This is a genomic window from Hungatella effluvii, assembly GCF_003201875.1.
Classification (GTDB): Bacteria; Bacillota; Clostridia; order Lachnospirales; family Lachnospiraceae; genus Hungatella; species Hungatella effluvii.
Window position 1 is genome coordinate 66,034 of the sequence record NZ_QJKD01000005.1, and the last position, 15,887, is coordinate 81,920.

A 15,887-nucleotide genomic window follows, 5' to 3' on the forward strand; every position below is an offset into this window, starting at 1 on the left:
ATTATTCCACCTGTTTTTCTGACTTGTAGATCTCATTGGCTTCTTTTAAGATCTCATCGCCGCCCTGGTTTCTCCACTCTTTCCCAAGAGATACCACGCCATCCTCGATGGATATCTTTCCCTGAAGCATATCGGAGAAGTACTGGATAAATACGTCATTCACTGCGGATCCATTTTCAATTTCCGCCGGAGTCTTCTGTTTGATTAAATTCGGCATCTGGCACTCTGTAGCTACCTTTACGGTATCCAGCGCACGTTCTCTGTTGGGATCAGATACCGGAATATATCCGCTCTCTAACGGCCAGTAGAAGGAGCCCCAGGCCAGAGCATGGGCCCAGCCGTCCTCTGCAAATGCGTCTTTTGCACGTTCTTCTTCGTTAAAGGTGATGGTGTCTCCATCTTTTGTATAGTGGATTCCTTCAATACCAAGTCTCAGTAAGTCATTGCCTTCCTTAGAAACCATGAAATCGACAAATTCAGCCGCCTTATCCGGGTTCTTGCACGCTGTGGTGATACAGGTCATCATGCCGTTTTTCCCCTGCTTATTCAGTCCGCTTGCGCCGTCCGGTCCTTCCGGTGGAAGTCCGTAGCTAATGGAAGCGTCCGAAAACAGCTCTCTTACACTGTTTTCATGGCGTGTCACATGGCGGAACAATGGCGCAAGCATAGATCCGCATTTACCCTGATAGAATTTTTCTTCTTTTTTCGGATTATCATTCAGCATCAGCTCCGGATCCACCACTTTCATATCCCATAAATCCTTGATATAATTCATCGCCGGGATAAAGGATGGATCTTCGAAAAATGGAATGACCTCTCCGCCCGCATTAACAGAGTAGTCGGCATAAGGGAGACCGTAGGCAAAAAATACCCAGTCAAACGGCGTGCCTCCCGTTGTGCTGCTTGGTTTCTCCGCGGTATATCCATAAGTATTGGCCTTTCCGTCGCCGTCCGGATCATCGTTTGTAAATGCAATCAGCGCATTTTTCATATCATCCAGTGTCTTCGGATAAGAGAGCCCCAGCTTATCCAGCCAGTCCTGTCTGAAAACAATCAGGGAATTGGCTGCACTGTACTGCGTAATAAATGGAAGTCCGTAGTAGTTCCCGTCGATGGCAGACCACTCGTAGTCATCCTCCAGCCATGCTTTTATATTGGGCATCGTGTCAAAATACTGATTCAGAGGAATTACCATTCCGTCATCAATCCACTGCTTCGTAGCGCTTGTTCCATAAGCTCCCGTCACAACATCCGGGAAATCTCCCGAAGCCATAGCCACATTAACCTTCTCCGTATTTGCCTCCGGCACAATCTCTACGGTCAGATCGATGCCCAGTTTTTCATTAATGGCTGCCACAATCCGGTCATCCGGTTTGATCGCCTTCGCTGCCCCATCGCCTGTTGTCAGCCAGTGAATTGGAACTCTATCCTCTGATTTTGAAGAAGCTGCCTCCTTGCCAGATGCCTCTTTCGTCTCCGTCTTACCGGCTGTCTTCGCGGTTCCGCCGCCGCAGGCCGTTACAGAGGCTGCCATAACTCCCGCCAGTACCAAACTCATTACCTGTCTTTTTTTCATTACATACCCTCTCTTTCTTTTATATAAATCTGCTGTTTTACCGCATTTCGGGCGTTTCTGGTACACTTCTAGCCCTTGACCGCCCCCGCCGTCATTCCTGTTGTAAAATATTTCTGGAAGAATGGGTAGGCGCACATGATCGGAATAATCGCCATCATAACCGCAGCCATCTTCATCGGCTGTCCCAGCAGAAACAGGCTCTCGCCTCCGCTGGAATACGCTGCATCGTTCTGAAACAGCATGGAACGCAGGAACAGCTGCAGCGGCCACGCCTGTTTGCTGTTGATATACATGATCGCCGAAAAAAAGTCATTCCAGTGATCCACTGCATAAAAGAGTGTAACGGTCGTCAGAGCCGGTTTGGATATAGGAAGCATGATACGGAACAGGACTCCAACTTCCGTACAGCCGTCCAACAGCGCCGCCTCTTCCAGCTCCAGCGGTAAATCCATGAAGAAATTGCGCAAAATAATCAGATTGTAGGTATTGATCGCCGACGGAAGGATCATGGACCACAGGGAATTCATTAGATGAAGGTCCTTGACCACGATATAGGTCGGAATAATACCGCCTGAGAACATCATGGTAAACACCGCCAGGAACATGAAGAACCTCTGTCCCTTTAAATCCTTCTTTGACAGCACATAGGCCGCCATCGTCGTGATCGTCATATTGATCAGAGTACCTACAATTGTTATGAAGAGGCTGTTGGCGTAGGATGTCCACAGTTCTATATTCTTCACCATGTAGGCGTAGCCGTCAAGTGACCATTCGGAAGGCCACAGATGGATACTGGTTGCAAGATAACTTTTCAGTGAGGAAAATGACACCACCAGACAGTCCCAGAAGGGATAAAAGGTGGTCAGAGCCAGCAGTGTCAGCAGCGTCACGTTGACTACGTCAAAAACTTTACTACCGGCGGAAACCCTGACATGGCTTCCTTCCTCTTGTTTTTTCAATCTCAGCATCAGTAAATTCCCTCCTCTCCCGACATTCTTGCAATCTTATTGGCGGCCACTACCAGGCCGAAGTTAATGACGGATTTAAACAGGCCGACCGCCGTGGCCAGTTCGAATTTTCCATCCTGAAGGCCCATTCGGTATACGTACGTGTCGATAATATCCGCTGTCCCGTAGACGCCCGGATGGTAGAGAACGAAGATCTGCTCGAATCCGGCCTGCATCAGACTACCGATACGGGTAATCAGTATTACAATGATGATGGAACGAATACAGGGGACCGTAATATGTACCAGCTTCTGCCACCGGTTGGCGCCATCCACGGTCGCCGCCTCATAGAGCTGGGTGTCGATGCCTGTGATTGCGGCCAGATAGATGATGGTATTCCAGCCGAAGGTCTTCCAGATCATGGACACTACCATGGTCGGCACGAAAAACTTTTCATCCGTCAAAAACCCGATCGGCTGAAAACCGAGGCTCTTGATCACTCCGTTGACAATTCCTGAATCCATGGAAAGAATACTCGTCAGGATACCGCCAAGAACTACCCATGATATAAAGTTGGGAATGTAAATGGCCGTCTGAATCACTTTCTTCATCCGCAGGTGGCGCAGTTCATTTAACATGAGTGCGATGATAATCGGAAACGGGAAACCGAATATCAGACGGATCAGGCTGATCCTTATGGTATTCCAGAACACCGAATAAAACTTTTCCATGGAAAACAGCTTTTGAAATGTCTCAAAGCCGACCCAGGAACTCCTCATAATCCCTTTCATCGGGTTAAAATCCTTAAATGCGATTGTCACCCCATACATTGGTACATAACAAAAGATGATGTAATAGACGATTGCCGGAACCAGCATCAGATACAGATACTTGTGTTTCCATATATAAGTTCTGATACCGGGTCCATTTCTCACCTTTCTGCTTTTGCTTACGACTGCTTTCCCCAACCTTCTCCCTCCTCGTTATGAGCATTTAGCGGATATCCTTTGGCCGCTTACGTGATATCTCTTACATATCTCGTGACTAAAGCATAGCAAACTATTGTACTAAAATAAGTACAAAAAATAATCCTATTTCGTTCATTTTTTCACAAACCGTCATATTTACCTTATTTTCAATGGGAATTGCAAAAATTCATCTGCTTTTTAACCAATTTAGTTTGTTTTTTGCTATAGAAATTATACATTATATCCAATTTGTGTTTTGATTTTTACCATTACACGGAAGCATTTACGCTCATTTCGCACAAATCTTTTTGACTATCTGTCCATTTTTTGTTATAATTGGATACAACTAATCATTGGAAAGGATGGGACCATTGGGAAATAAGCACAAAAACACCAGGGACAGCAAATGGAAAAACATTCTGAAATCCAGACATTTCCGTTCATTTTTCTATATTACATTTCTATTCACTACTGTAATCTTTATCATCGGCGGCGTGGTGATTACGCTTCAGAACCGGATGAAGCTTCACGAAAATCTGGAGATGAAAGCAAATTATGTGGCGCTGTCGGTTCAGGATAATTTGTCCAACATGAAAAGCAGCGCGGTATTTATGGGGAATCTGGCATCCATCGAACAGGTTCTGGAGTCGAAGGCTCCCACGCTGGATCAGCTCTTACGCATGACCAACGATGTGACTCCCTACTCCACCCTGTACCACTACGAGTCCATCTGCCTCTTTTTCAACCGCTCCCAGAGAGTCTTTGACTCCAGCGGCGGGATGTATGATTACAGTGATTTCTATAATAAAGAATTAATAGACACCCTTGAGAATATGAAGGGGGAAGAGATGTGGCTGATTAACGTTCCCTATAAGCGTTACTACGCCCCCTCTCCGGCGGTTACCGTGATAACCTATGCGCGCAGGCTCCCTCTGTATAAATCCCAGGGGCGGGGCTATGTGACGGTGTCCTACTCTCTTGACCGGCTTCAGAAGGCCGCCGCAGAAGCCGCGGGCTACAATCCTTACACAGCCACGGTTTCCTTTCAGGACCATTTGCTCTGGTCTTCCTCCAATGCAGTTATGAAGGACTGGGACAACGGTCTGTCTGTTTCTGATAATGTGGAACTTCTGCTGCCCGGTACCTCCACATTCTCCTCCTACTCCACGATCGGGGCCAGGTGCTCTTTTTATGCGTCAAGGCTGGACCTCTTCACTGCCGTAAGCGCCACGCTCCTGCAGTGGTTTATCATCTATCTGGCCGTGGCTGCGGCCGATTTCGCCGCCTCCATGATTTACGGCATGATTATGCTGCGCCCGGTAGATGCGATCATGAAGAAGATCGGGATCAATCCCTACACGGAGATTCCCGGAGTCCGGGAGGATGAATTTTCGCTGATCAGCACCGCTCTCGATAATCTAAACGCGCAGCTGTCCGACATCGGGACCGTCATGCATGAAAACCAGCAGCTGGTCCGCGAGCGTCTGCTGTCAGGCATCCTCTATAACTACGTGGATATCACCAGTCTTCCGCCGGAATACGAGGAGCACGGGCTGGTATTTCCCTACCCGTTTTACGCCGTTATCCTGATTTCCCTTCCCTCTCTCGACGAGATGGAGGACTATACGAGGCGCGAACAGCTGAAGCTGGTCATCCGGACCAATACCACCAACGCCTTCTCCGCCCTGGGCACTGCCTACAGCCTCTATATTGATAACAAAAGCATCTGTATCATCCTGAATACCGGACTGTCGGATGCCCTTGGAAAGGAGCTGTCGAAGCTGTGTACCGCCCTGAAGAAGCGGATGAAGCAGAGTCTCAGCGTCTACCCGCTGTTCTCCATCGGCATCTGTTCCGAGACGGAACCGGCCCCATGGCAGGTATGGCAGCTGGCCCGGCAGGGCTTCATCTTTACGGCCGCGGATGCCGATGACTTCGTTCTGCTCAGCTATCAGAATGAGTTCACCTCCTCCATCGACCAGGATATGCTGTCCCGTATCACCCAGGCGATCATCGATAAAGACGGCGCCGGGTTAAAGGAGCAGACCGACGCCTTCCGCGACCGCTATCTGGAAAGCGAGGACCAGGAAGAGGTCAGGCGGATGGCTCTCATCACCGTCAGCACCATCTACGCCTCTCTTCTGGAGATCAACGGGGACATTCCTGACATCCAGATAAACGCCTCTGTGCGCAAGCTGGAAAACGCCTCCTCCGTCGAGGAAATCAATAAGTACTTTTTCAACTGCCTGTTTGGGATGCTGGATGCAAAGAACAAGATTTCCACGGAATCCTACGGTTACATCCAAAAGGCGATCCAGTATATCGAACAGAATTACTCGCAGCCCATCACCATCCCACAGATTGCCGGCTACGTGGGCGTCAGTTCCATCTATCTGACGAAGCTGTTCAAGCTCTCTACCGGAAAGACGCTGTCGGAGTATTTAAACTACTACCGCACCCAGAAGTCCCTGGACCTCCTGATGAATACGGAGGAGACCATCGGCTGGATCAGCGAAGCCGTGGGCTACAGTGACGTAAGAAGCTACATACGTTTCTTCAAGAAATTTTACTATATGACTCCCAGCGAGTACAGAAAAGACCGCTGATCTTTCATGATGATCAGCGGTCTTTTCTGTACTTCGTTACTGGATTTCTTTCAGATACCGTTCCAGCGCATCCTGCCACGACGGCAGTCTCTCAAATCCGTTTTCTTCCAGCTTATCCTTGCTCATGCGGCTGTTCATCGGCCGTTTTGCCTTTGCCGGATACTCTGCGGAGGTGACCGGAATTACCTCGACATTCATGTTTGCCTGTTTAAATATCTCCCGTGCAAAATCACACCAGCTGCACAGTCCCTCGTTTGTGGCATGGTAGCGGCCGTACTTGTCGGTCTCAATCATATCCACCAAAAGGCGGGCGAGATCGTAGGTGTAGGTGGGGGAACCGATCTGGTCGGATACCACGGTGAGTTTGTCGTGAGTCTTTCCCAGATTCAGCATGGTCTTTATAAAGTTCTTGCCGTTTACGCCAAACACCCAGGCGATGCGCACGGTAAAGTATTTGGTGAGATTCTGCTCGATCGCCAGCTCACCTTCGTACTTCGTAAGGCCGTAGACATTTAACGGTTCTCTCTCGTCGTCAGGCTCCCATGGGCGGGTGCCCTGGCCGTTAAATACATAGTCCGTGCTGATGTACATCATCTTGATGTCCAGCTCCCGGCAGACCCTGGCAATATTCTCCGTGCCGTATGCATTCACTCGTCTGCAAAGCTCCAAATTGTCCTCCGCCGCGTCCACTGCCGTATAGGCCGCACAGTGAATCACCGCGTCCGGGCTGGCTTCCCGGATCACACGGTCTACGCTCCCGGCATCCGTAATGTCCATCTCATCGATATCCACGCCGATCGCCTCATGGCCTCTCTTTTCCAGCTCATCGACCACATCGTGGCCCAGCTGGCCCTTTACTCCTGTTACAAATACTTTCATATACGCCTCCAGTGTGCTTTCTGCGAATTATAAACGGTCTCCGTACATATTCTCAAAGTAGTTCTGGTACTCTCCGTTGATGATGTGCTTCCACCAGTCTTCATTGTCCAGATACCACTGAATGGTCTGTTCGATTCCCGTATCAAATGTGTATTTCGGCTTCCATCCAAGCTCTGTCTCCAGCTTTTTCGGATCGATGGCGTAACGTCTGTCATGGCCGGGACGGTCGGATACGTACTTGATTAAGCTTTCCGGCTTGTTTAATGCCTTTAAAATCGTCTTTACCACTTCCAGGTTCGTTCTCTCATTGTGGCCGCCTACGTTGTAGATCTCGCCTTCCCTGCCCTCGTGGATAATTAAGTCGATTGCCTCACAGTGGTCAGCTACATGGAGCCAGTCACGGACATTTTCACCTGTTCCATAGACCGGAAGCTCTTCATCCGCCAGCGCGCGGCTGATAATCAGCGGAATCAGTTTCTCCGGGAAATGGTACGGTCCGTAGTTGTTGGAGCATCTTGAGATGGTTACCGGCGTTCCGAAGGTTCTGTGGTAAGAGAGCACGAATAAATCGGCGCTCGCCTTGGAGGACGAATACGGGCTGGAGGTGTGGAGCGGGGTCTCTTCCGTGAAGAATAAGTCCGGACGGTCTAATGGAAGATCTCCGTACACTTCGTCGGTGGATACCTGATGGTATCTCTTGATTCCAAACTCACGGCAGGCGTCAAGCAGAGTGGTGGTTCCCATGACATTTGTTCTGACGAAGCTTTCCGGATCGGTGATGGAGCGGTCTACATGGCTCTCCGCCGCGAAATTGACGATCACGTCCGGTTTCTCTTTTTCAAATAAGTCAAAGATGAATTTACGGTCCGCGATGTCGCCCTTCACAAACTTGTAATTCGGCTTGTCCTCTACCGGCTTTAAAGTCTCTAAATTGCCCGCGTACGTTAATAAGTCCAGGTTAATGATCTCATAATCCGGATATTTGTTTACCATGTGATGAACAAAGTTGCCTCCGATGAAGCCTGCGCCTCCTGTAACAATGATTTTCATGTGTGAATTCCTCCTGTTTTACTCCATTTTATCGGTTTATTTTTTACTTTATATCAATATATTTACCGGCCAGAACATCCATAAGATAATGGCCATACTGATTCTTCTTAAGCGGTTCGATATCCTCTAAAAGCTGATCCCTGGTAATCCAGTGGTTTAAATACGCGATCTCCTCCAGACAAGCTACTTTCCTGTGCTGATGGGTCTCCATGGTGCGGACAAAGTTGGTGGCGTCCGCCAGGGATTCATGGGTTCCTGTGTCGAGCCAGGTAAAGCCCTGTCCGAGAAGTTCCACATCCAGTCTGCCCTCTTCCAGATAGATCCTGTTTAAATCGGTGATTTCCAGCTCGCCGCGGGCGGAAGGCTGCAGATTTTTCGCATACTCTACGACCTTATTGTCGTAGAAATAGAGTCCTGTCACGCAGTAGTTACTCTTCGGATGCTCCGGCTTCTCCTCAATGGAGATAGCCTTTCCGTTGGAATCGAATTCCACGATGCCGAACCGTTCCGGATCGTCCACATAATATCCGAATACGGTAGCGCCCTCTTTTTTGTTGGCGGCCGCCAGAAGACGTTTGGTCAGACCGTGTCCCGCGAAGATATTGTCGCCCAGAATCATGGCTACATGATCGTCCCCGATAAATTCCTCGCCGATGATAAACGCCTGAGCCAGTCCATCCGGTGACGGCTGAACCGCGTAGGATAAGTGGATTCCAAACTGGCTTCCGCTGCCTAAGAGCGCCTCGAACCGCGGCGTGTCGTCCGGTGTGGAAATGATCAGAATATCTCTGATTCCCGCGTTCATCAGAACGGACAGCGGATAGTAGATCATCGGCTTGTCATAGATCGGCAGAAGCTGCTTCGATGTGACCATAGTCAGCGGGTAAAGTCTTGTGCCGGAGCCTCCGGCGAGGATAATTCCCTTCATAGTGTGTTCCTCCGTATTTTATTTATCTGTTTTCAGGTTTAGTTCTTCCGGCATTTTTCATCCGTTCATTTTCTTCCTGCATTGAAAGATACCGGCTCTCTTGGTGACAAAAAGCGTCCCCTTTTTCTCGATCTTCTTCTTTAAAAATTCTCGGAATTCATCGTACCGCTCGCTCAAATACTCCTGCTGGTTGCCGTGGCAGGATAGAATATACTCCATCAGCGGCCCCTCATCCCGGACCTCCAAATGGTCCTCATACAGGATCTCTTCCACCTGGTCAAAATGGCGGTTTAAAATCTCCCGGCCGTTTTCCAGGCCAAACACGTCGTATAAGTTCACTTCCGACAGCACGATCCGTGAATCAAACTCCTTCACCAGCTGGCTGATCTCCTTCATATGTTCCCGGCCGTAGGTACTGCAGAAAAATGTCCCGTCCGGCTTCAGCACCCGCCGCACTTCCTCCAGCGCACCGTCTAAGTCCTTTAAATAAAACAGCACATGGTTGGCCGAGACCTTATCGAAGCTCTCCTCCGCCTTCGGAATCCTGCAGCAGTCAAAGACTTCATAGGAAAACCTGCCCGTCACACCTTTTAAATGTTCCCTGGCATCCTGGATCATGCCCTCCGAGACATCGGACAGGCAGATCACAGCTTCCGGCGGGATTAAATCCCGGTTCTCTCTCCACAGCTCTCCATTACCGCATCCGGTCTCCAAAACTGTTTCACCGTCCTTCAGCTCCAGCTGGGAGTACAGCCACGGAAACCACCCGATGGGATTCTTCGCATATTTCTTGTGAAGATCAATCCTGATGTTGATATTGGCCGCATTCTTGTACTGCTCCACCAGGCTCTTTTCCATATTGGTAATATGGATTAAGTGCAGGATTTTATTCCAGTCAATGACCGGATTGTCCTTTACCAGCTTCGAGGTCTCCGAAAGTGTCTGCTCCACCAGTTTCAAATGCTCAATCCGCTTCTTCACTAAATCCAGCTGAAGCTCCAGAGACTGCTCTACATAGCCGTTGTCATCATCGTTGATGGTGATCGAACGGATCTCGTCTAAGGAGAAGCCTAGATATTTCAGTGAAAGGATCTTCTGGAGCTTGGCAAAATCGGAATCCGTGTACAGCCGGTATCCGGCCTCGCTCATGCCCGCCGGTTTCAGCAAGCCCTGTTTGTCGTAATAACGGATCGTCCGGATTGATACGTTTGCCTTTTTTGCGAACTCTCCGGAAGTATAATACCCTTGCATATTCTGCATCACCGCCTTTGTTCTGGGATCTTTATGATACCATTATATAGGGTGACGTAAGGGAAGGGTCAAGTGTTTTTTAGAATTTTTATTGCAGGAAGCAGTTTTTAAAACCATAATTTGCGTAAATGCTCTATTTTTATAGGGTGCAACGAATTGTTGCGTGACATTCTCTGTCCTGTTATGCTATGGTTATTACAGAAATAAGATGGAATTGGAAATATAACGGAATCAGTTTAAAGTTATGGTGAAACGGGAGGCAAATCATGAATGCAATAGACAAAAATATCAGAAAATTGAGAAAAGAACGGAAGCTGTCTCAAGAACAGTTGGCGGAGCGGCTCCATGTGACACGGCAGGCAGTATCCAGTTGGGAAACCGGAAAAAACCAACCTGACATTGAAATGTTGGAAGCGATTGCCAAGGCATTTGACACAGATCTATATATGATTTTATATGGTAGGAAAATAGACGAAGAGAGCGGAGCGTCCATAAGTAAAAGAAAGAAATACCATCTTTTTGCTGCCCTGATATGTGGAGCGGTCGTTCTGGCTGGTGTGATTTCCTGGATTATTTTAAAGGATAAGGTGATGGAGCTGCGCAGACTCTACTATAATATGGTGCCTTTCTTTATCTTCTATCTTCTCGTCCGGCCAGTCACGTTCTTTGCCGGCGGAGCAGGCTTGATGAATTTACTGGGACTTCTCGCCGATTTTTCGATTCGGCGTGCTTGGATCAGGAGAACAATACTGTTTTTTTCGGCAGGTATACTCCTTTTGTATGTCGTGGCTGTACTTTCTATGTTTATACCCAGTTTTCCCATGCAGCCGCTCCGGGATTATTTAAATCATATGAGGTTTTCGTATCTGCCCGACTACATGGCCTCATCGCCGGTTGTATTTCTGCTGTCCGGTCTCGGTATGTGCTTAGGGACACAGGATACGTTACAGCATGGCGGTTACTTTTGTATAATAAGAGGGAGGCGGAAAATATCCGCTTCCCCTGCGGAAAAATCACAGTAGCGTTCCCGCTGTCTTCCCTACACCATCATCTGGTAATTCTCAATATCCAGATACCTTCCAAACTTCACGCCCACTTCTTTGATCGTCCCGCAGTGCAGAAATCCAAGCTCCTCGTGCAGATGGATGCTGGCCTGATTTCCGCCGGTGATCACGGAAACTACGGTATGGATTCGCTCGTCCTCCCTCGCCAGGTTCAGTATATGCAGCGTCAGCTTCCTGGCAATTCCGCGCTTCCGGTAATCCCTGTGGACGTAGACAGACAGTTCCACGGTAGCCGCATAGGCCTCCTTCACACGATAGGGGGACAGGCAGGCATAACCGACCGCATGGCCGTCCTCCACCGCCACGATTAAGGGATGATTACTTATGTTATGAGCATAATACCAGTCGAGCCGCTCCGACAGTGTCCTGGGGTTGATATCGAAGGTCGCTTCCCCGTGCAGCACCTCGTGGTTATAGATATCCAGCAGATATGGGACGTCTTCTTCCTGCGCAATTCTGATTTCCATAAACTTTTCCTCCTGCGTTTCTATTTCTTTTCCTAATATTACAATATTTTACTGTCCCCGTCCAATACAAATCGCAATAAAATAGACATTTTTCACTCCCGCACGCAACAGTGCCCTGGCGCACGCCTCCATCGTGCTCCCGGTCGTATAAATATCATCCACCAGGATCACCCGCGTTACCCCTTCCGGCACCGCTCCCGCCGCAAACGCCTCCTCGAGATTGTGAAGCCGCTCCTTTGGATTCAGCTGCTTTTGAGGCGCGGTCTTCTTCCTGCGCACCAGCATCCCCGAACAGACCGGGATACCCAGCCGTTCTCCGATCCGGTCGGCAAAAACCTCCGCCTGGTTAAAGCCCCTCTGACGCCTGCGGGACGGATGGACGGGCACAGGCACCAGCGCATCGGCTCCCAGCCGCATCAGTAGCTTCCCATACCGTAGACAGACCGCCTCCGCGTAAAAATCGAGATATTCCCGACGATTTCTGTACTTGATATCCGCCATAGATTTTTTCGCGGTGTCATTATAGTTCAACAGCGCCCTCCCGTAATCAAAGGACCGCTTGTGCTTCGTACAGTCCAGGCAGTACTCCCTCTCAGCACTGGTAATCTCCTTTCCGCACTTCTTGCAGACCGGCTGTTTCACGAAAGACAGCTTTTTCACACAGCCGGGACAGATCAGCTCTCCTTTGGGCAGCACAATGTCACCGCAGACAGGGCAGCGGCGTGGGAAAAGGAGGTCGGTAAAAAAAGTCCTGAGCCGCACCGGAAAAGTCTCGTTCTTCATATTTTTTCTCCTGTTGGGGATGGGGTATGAAAGATTCTGTTACGATTAAGAAATATAAGATATACGCAAATGATGTTCAGAACTACCGTGCGAAGCCGCATCGGAGTATAGTCCCATTATACCATCAATGTTCTGATTTTCAATCCCTTTCATCTTTTTATGATTCTGGATTTTTTCTTTTTCCACTCCGCATTTTATATAGATCATTTAAATTCATGAAGGCATGAATGTAGACCTCCATCGCTTTCTTAAGGCTGGATACCGACTGAATTTCATCGCATCCATGGCCTCCCCCGTGGCCGGCCGGCAGCCCAAGCTCAGAGTAATCTTTCGGAATGCCCGGCCCAAAGCACACGGTATTTGGTATCATTCCCGCATAAGTATTGCCTCCCATCACATACGGCTTTTTCCCATCTTTCACCACATGATCATACGCGGCCAGCAGTGCTTTTACCTCCTCTGAATCAATACTGCCGCAGTAACCATCCCGGTGTTCTTCGGCAGTGACCATAAAACCATAACACTCTGCCGCTTTCCGCAGCTGTTCCACCATCTCCCCGGCATTGACCGAAGGCTGGTATCTGATATCCATCGTCAGGCATACGGTCCTGCCCTTCATCTCCAGCACAGTTCCGGCACATGTCAGATCTTCAAAAACCGGATCGCCGGCCGCAATTCCCAGTTCTTTTCCATACCCATCCAGACAGGCTTTTTGCAAAAATTCCAGAATATGTTTTTCCTCCTCTTTCAGCCCGGTCCCCCGTTTTAGAAGCCTGCCTGCCAGACCGATGGGGTTTACACAGCGATCCGGTGCCGCTGCATGCCCCGGTGTCCCATTTATCGTATAGCTCACGGTGGACCCGGATACCTCTCTCCTGATTATCACCCCCAGCCGTAATGCCTCCTCTTCCATATCCCCCATATCTATGGATCGGTCAATACGGATCACAGCTTCTGCCGGCACACTGTTGGAGGCCTCCCCTGCCGACATATCAATTATCCCTTCTGGAACCGAGTCCCGTTCCAGAATCACCACGCATCTGCCCTTCTCCCCATAACACAACGGAAAGCGGCAGTCTGATACAAATCCGAAATCGGGAGCCGGCCATTTCGTAAGATAATAGGCCGCGTCAGCCATTCCCGTCTCTTCACTCAGTCCACAGATCTGACTGATACGAAAGCATGGCTTTATGTTATGCTCCTTCATATATCTGAGGCAGTAAAGAACCGTGATGACCGCCCCTTTATTATCTGAAACTCCTCTTCCAATCAGAAAGTCTCCCTTTCTCGTACACTCCCACGGGGGATAGATCCAGCCTTCACCGGCCGGAACAACATCAAGATGTCCCCATACCTGCACTTCACTTTCACCATCCCCGTAGAGTATCTTTACACAGCGGTTATCGCAGTTTTCCGTATGAAATCCATACTGAGCCGCAATTTTTATCATACTGTGCGCTGCTTCCACCACATCATCTGACTGCTCCTGTTCCGGCCGCGAGACACTGGGGATTTTCACCAGTTCTCCGATATCCCGGACCAGTTCTTCCTCATGCGCGTCAATCCATTGTCTGATTTTATCCTCTCGATCCATGTTTCCTCCTATCCCTTAATCCCGGAAGATACGATTCCATCCACCAGATACTTCTGAAGCAGAATAAATATAATAATCAGCGGCAGAATGGAAAGTACCGACATAGAGAACATCGCTCCGTAGTCCGAGGTAGAAGCCGGATCACAGAACAGCTTCAGCGCAAGGCTGATGGGATACCGTTCTGATTTATTTACGTACAGAAGAGGCGACAGAAAGTCTTCCCATCTCCACATAAAGGAAAAGATGACTGCGGTAATGAGGGCCGGTACTACCAGTGGAAAAATAATCCGGAAGAAAATGGAATAATAGGAACAGCCGTCTATCTTTGCCGCCTCGTCAAGCTCCGTGGGGATTCCATTTATAAAGTTCATGATCAGATATACGAAAAAACCCTGAATAGCAAAGCAGTAGGGGACAATCAGAGGAAGATACGTCCCAACCCAGCCCAGCTTCTGATACCATAAGTACTGGGGAATCATAAGTACCTGGGCCGGAAGCATCATGGATACCAGCATTGCGGCAAACAGAAGCTTCTTTCCCCAAAAACGGCATCGTGAGAAGCTGTATGCCACAAAAGCGGAGGACAGGATGGTGCCGAACGTCGCCAGCGCTGCAATGAAAAAGGAATTTTTAAAAAAGGTGCCAAAGCTTACTTTTCCAAACCCTCTCCAGCCATTCTGATAATTCTCCAGGGTAAACTGCTTTGGTATCAGCTGCCCGGCTGTCGTGAAAATAGCGTTCGTCTCTTTAAAAGAGCTCATTACCATCCAGAGAAGTGGATACACCATAATGAACGCTCCGATCCCAACCAGAAGGTGGTAAACAATTTTTCCGGCTATTTTTTTGCTTTTCATGATCTTTCATTCCCTCCTTCATAAACCCAGAACTTTTTCGACCAGAACAACAGTACCGTAATCATGGCGATAATCACCAGCATCACCCACGCCATTGCCGCGCCGTATCCCGTGTTGTAAAATTCAAAGGACTGCTGGTACATATAGACGCTGTAGAACAGTGTTGAACTCATCGGCCGCCCCTGAGTAATAATAAAGCACTGTGTAAACGCCAGAAACCCGTTAATCATCTGCATCACCAGATTAAAGAATATGGTGGGGGTCAAAAGCGGCAGCGTAATCCGGAAAAACTGGTTGATATTTCCCGCCCCATCCACTCTCGAGGCCTCGTAAAGGGAGATTGATATCTGCTTTAATGCGGAAAGAAAAATCAGCATGGAAGAACCAAACTGCCAGACTGCCAGGAGAATCAAAACCCATATTGCGGTATTCTTGCTTCCAAGCCAGGAAAAATGGCTGTTGATGCCAATCAGCTGAAGCAGATGGTTAAACGTCCCATCCTCTGCAAAAAGCCGTTTCCACAAGATAGAAATCGCTACCGACCCGCCGATAATTGACGGGAGATAGTAAGCTGCCCGGTAGATTCCTGTCGCTTTCGTCGTCTGCTTGAGAATCAGGGCTACAATCAGGGCAAATACCAGGCGCAGCGGAACTGAGACCAACGCATAAAAGAATGTCACGGAAATCGACTTGTAGAAGGTTTCATCCTCCGTAAACATTTTCACATAATTGCCGAGACCGATAAATTTGGGAGCGCCCAGAATTTCAAATTCACAAAAAGAATAATACAGCGACATTCCCATGGGAATAACCATAAACATAAAAAAACCAATGATAAAGGGCAGCGCAAAGACGACGCCCGCCGTGCTGTTTTTGCTGAATGCCATTTTTAATTTAATCCATTTCTTATCCATACAAAC

The 15,887-nt window shown here is 48.7% G+C and carries 14 protein-coding genes; 2 read left to right on the forward strand and 12 right to left on the reverse strand.

Translation table 11 applies throughout. The annotated features are described in order from the left end of the window. Position 1: 1 nt before the first annotated feature. From DFR60_RS10815 to DFR60_RS10825, 3 genes are all read right to left on the reverse strand, one after another. Complete coding sequence (locus DFR60_RS10815) at positions 2–1,576, reverse strand: extracellular solute-binding protein (protein WP_110322916.1); 1,575 nt, start codon at positions 1,574–1,576, stop codon at positions 2–4. Between the two features lie 68 nt (positions 1,577–1,644). After that, positions 1,645–2,544, reverse strand: a complete 900-nt coding sequence (locus DFR60_RS10820) for a carbohydrate ABC transporter permease (protein WP_110322917.1) — start codon at positions 2,542–2,544, stop codon at positions 1,645–1,647. Continuing rightward, positions 2,544–3,491, reverse strand: a complete 948-nt coding sequence (locus tag DFR60_RS10825; RefSeq protein WP_110322918.1) for an ABC transporter permease — start codon at positions 3,489–3,491, stop codon at positions 2,544–2,546. Before DFR60_RS10825 ends, DFR60_RS10820 begins: the two co-directional genes overlap by 1 nt. Before the next feature lie 371 nt (positions 3,492–3,862). On the opposite strand from DFR60_RS10825, the gene DFR60_RS10830 reads away from it, so the two are divergent. After that, positions 3,863–6,097, forward strand: coding sequence for a helix-turn-helix transcriptional regulator (locus DFR60_RS10830; RefSeq protein ID WP_207659522.1), 2,235 nt, complete (start codon positions 3,863–3,865; stop codon positions 6,095–6,097). Positions 6,098–6,133: 36 nt separating this feature from the next. Here the strand turns inward: DFR60_RS10830 and rfbD are convergent, their stop codons facing one another. Genes rfbD through DFR60_RS10850 form a run of 4 tightly spaced genes read right to left on the reverse strand, consistent with a single transcriptional unit; the run spans position 6,134 to position 10,205 of the window. Then, entirely contained in the window at positions 6,134–6,976 is an 843-nt protein-coding gene (gene rfbD / locus DFR60_RS10835) for a dTDP-4-dehydrorhamnose reductase (protein ID WP_002601769.1), read from the reverse strand. A gap of 27 nt (positions 6,977–7,003) precedes the next feature. Further along, entirely contained in the window at positions 7,004–8,026 is a 1,023-nt protein-coding gene (gene rfbB / locus DFR60_RS10840) for a dTDP-glucose 4,6-dehydratase (RefSeq protein WP_110322920.1), read from the reverse strand. Positions 8,027–8,069: 43 nt separating this feature from the next. Beyond that, positions 8,070–8,954: a glucose-1-phosphate thymidylyltransferase RfbA gene (rfbA, locus tag DFR60_RS10845; RefSeq protein ID WP_055654649.1), complete on the reverse strand. Its 885-nt coding sequence runs from the start codon at positions 8,952–8,954 to the stop codon at positions 8,070–8,072. Between the two features lie 57 nt (positions 8,955–9,011). Next, on the reverse strand, positions 9,012–10,205 hold the full coding sequence (locus DFR60_RS10850) for a MerR family transcriptional regulator (RefSeq protein ID WP_110322921.1): 1,194 nt from the start codon (positions 10,203–10,205) through the stop codon (positions 9,012–9,014). Positions 10,206–10,471: 266 nt separating this feature from the next. On the opposite strand from DFR60_RS10850, the gene DFR60_RS10855 reads away from it, so the two are divergent. Further along, on the forward strand, positions 10,472–11,227 hold the full coding sequence (locus DFR60_RS10855; protein ID WP_110322922.1) for a helix-turn-helix transcriptional regulator: 756 nt from the start codon (positions 10,472–10,474) through the stop codon (positions 11,225–11,227). Between the two features lie 17 nt (positions 11,228–11,244). On the opposite strand, the gene DFR60_RS10860 is transcribed toward DFR60_RS10855, so the two are convergent. From DFR60_RS10860 to DFR60_RS10880, 5 genes are all read right to left on the reverse strand, one after another. Further along, positions 11,245–11,736 carry a GNAT family N-acetyltransferase gene (locus DFR60_RS10860; protein ID WP_110322923.1) on the reverse strand — a complete coding sequence of 164 codons (492 nt, stop codon included), beginning with the start codon at positions 11,734–11,736 and terminating at the stop codon, positions 11,245–11,247. Positions 11,737–11,784: 48 nt separating this feature from the next. After that, a complete protein-coding gene (locus tag DFR60_RS10865) occupies positions 11,785–12,519 on the reverse strand; it encodes a ComF family protein (RefSeq protein ID WP_110322924.1) in 735 nt (244 codons plus the stop codon). A 157-nt stretch (positions 12,520–12,676) separates the two neighbouring features. Then, positions 12,677–14,113, reverse strand: a complete 1,437-nt coding sequence (locus DFR60_RS10870; protein ID WP_110322925.1) for a Sapep family Mn(2+)-dependent dipeptidase — start codon at positions 14,111–14,113, stop codon at positions 12,677–12,679. A gap of 8 nt (positions 14,114–14,121) precedes the next feature. After that, entirely contained in the window at positions 14,122–14,967 is an 846-nt protein-coding gene (locus DFR60_RS10875) for a carbohydrate ABC transporter permease (RefSeq protein WP_110322926.1), read from the reverse strand. Next, on the reverse strand, positions 14,964–15,881 hold the full coding sequence (locus DFR60_RS10880; RefSeq protein WP_110322927.1) for a carbohydrate ABC transporter permease: 918 nt from the start codon (positions 15,879–15,881) through the stop codon (positions 14,964–14,966). The genes DFR60_RS10875 and DFR60_RS10880 overlap by 4 nt, the downstream gene beginning before the upstream one ends. Positions 15,882–15,887: the final 6 nt, after the last annotated feature.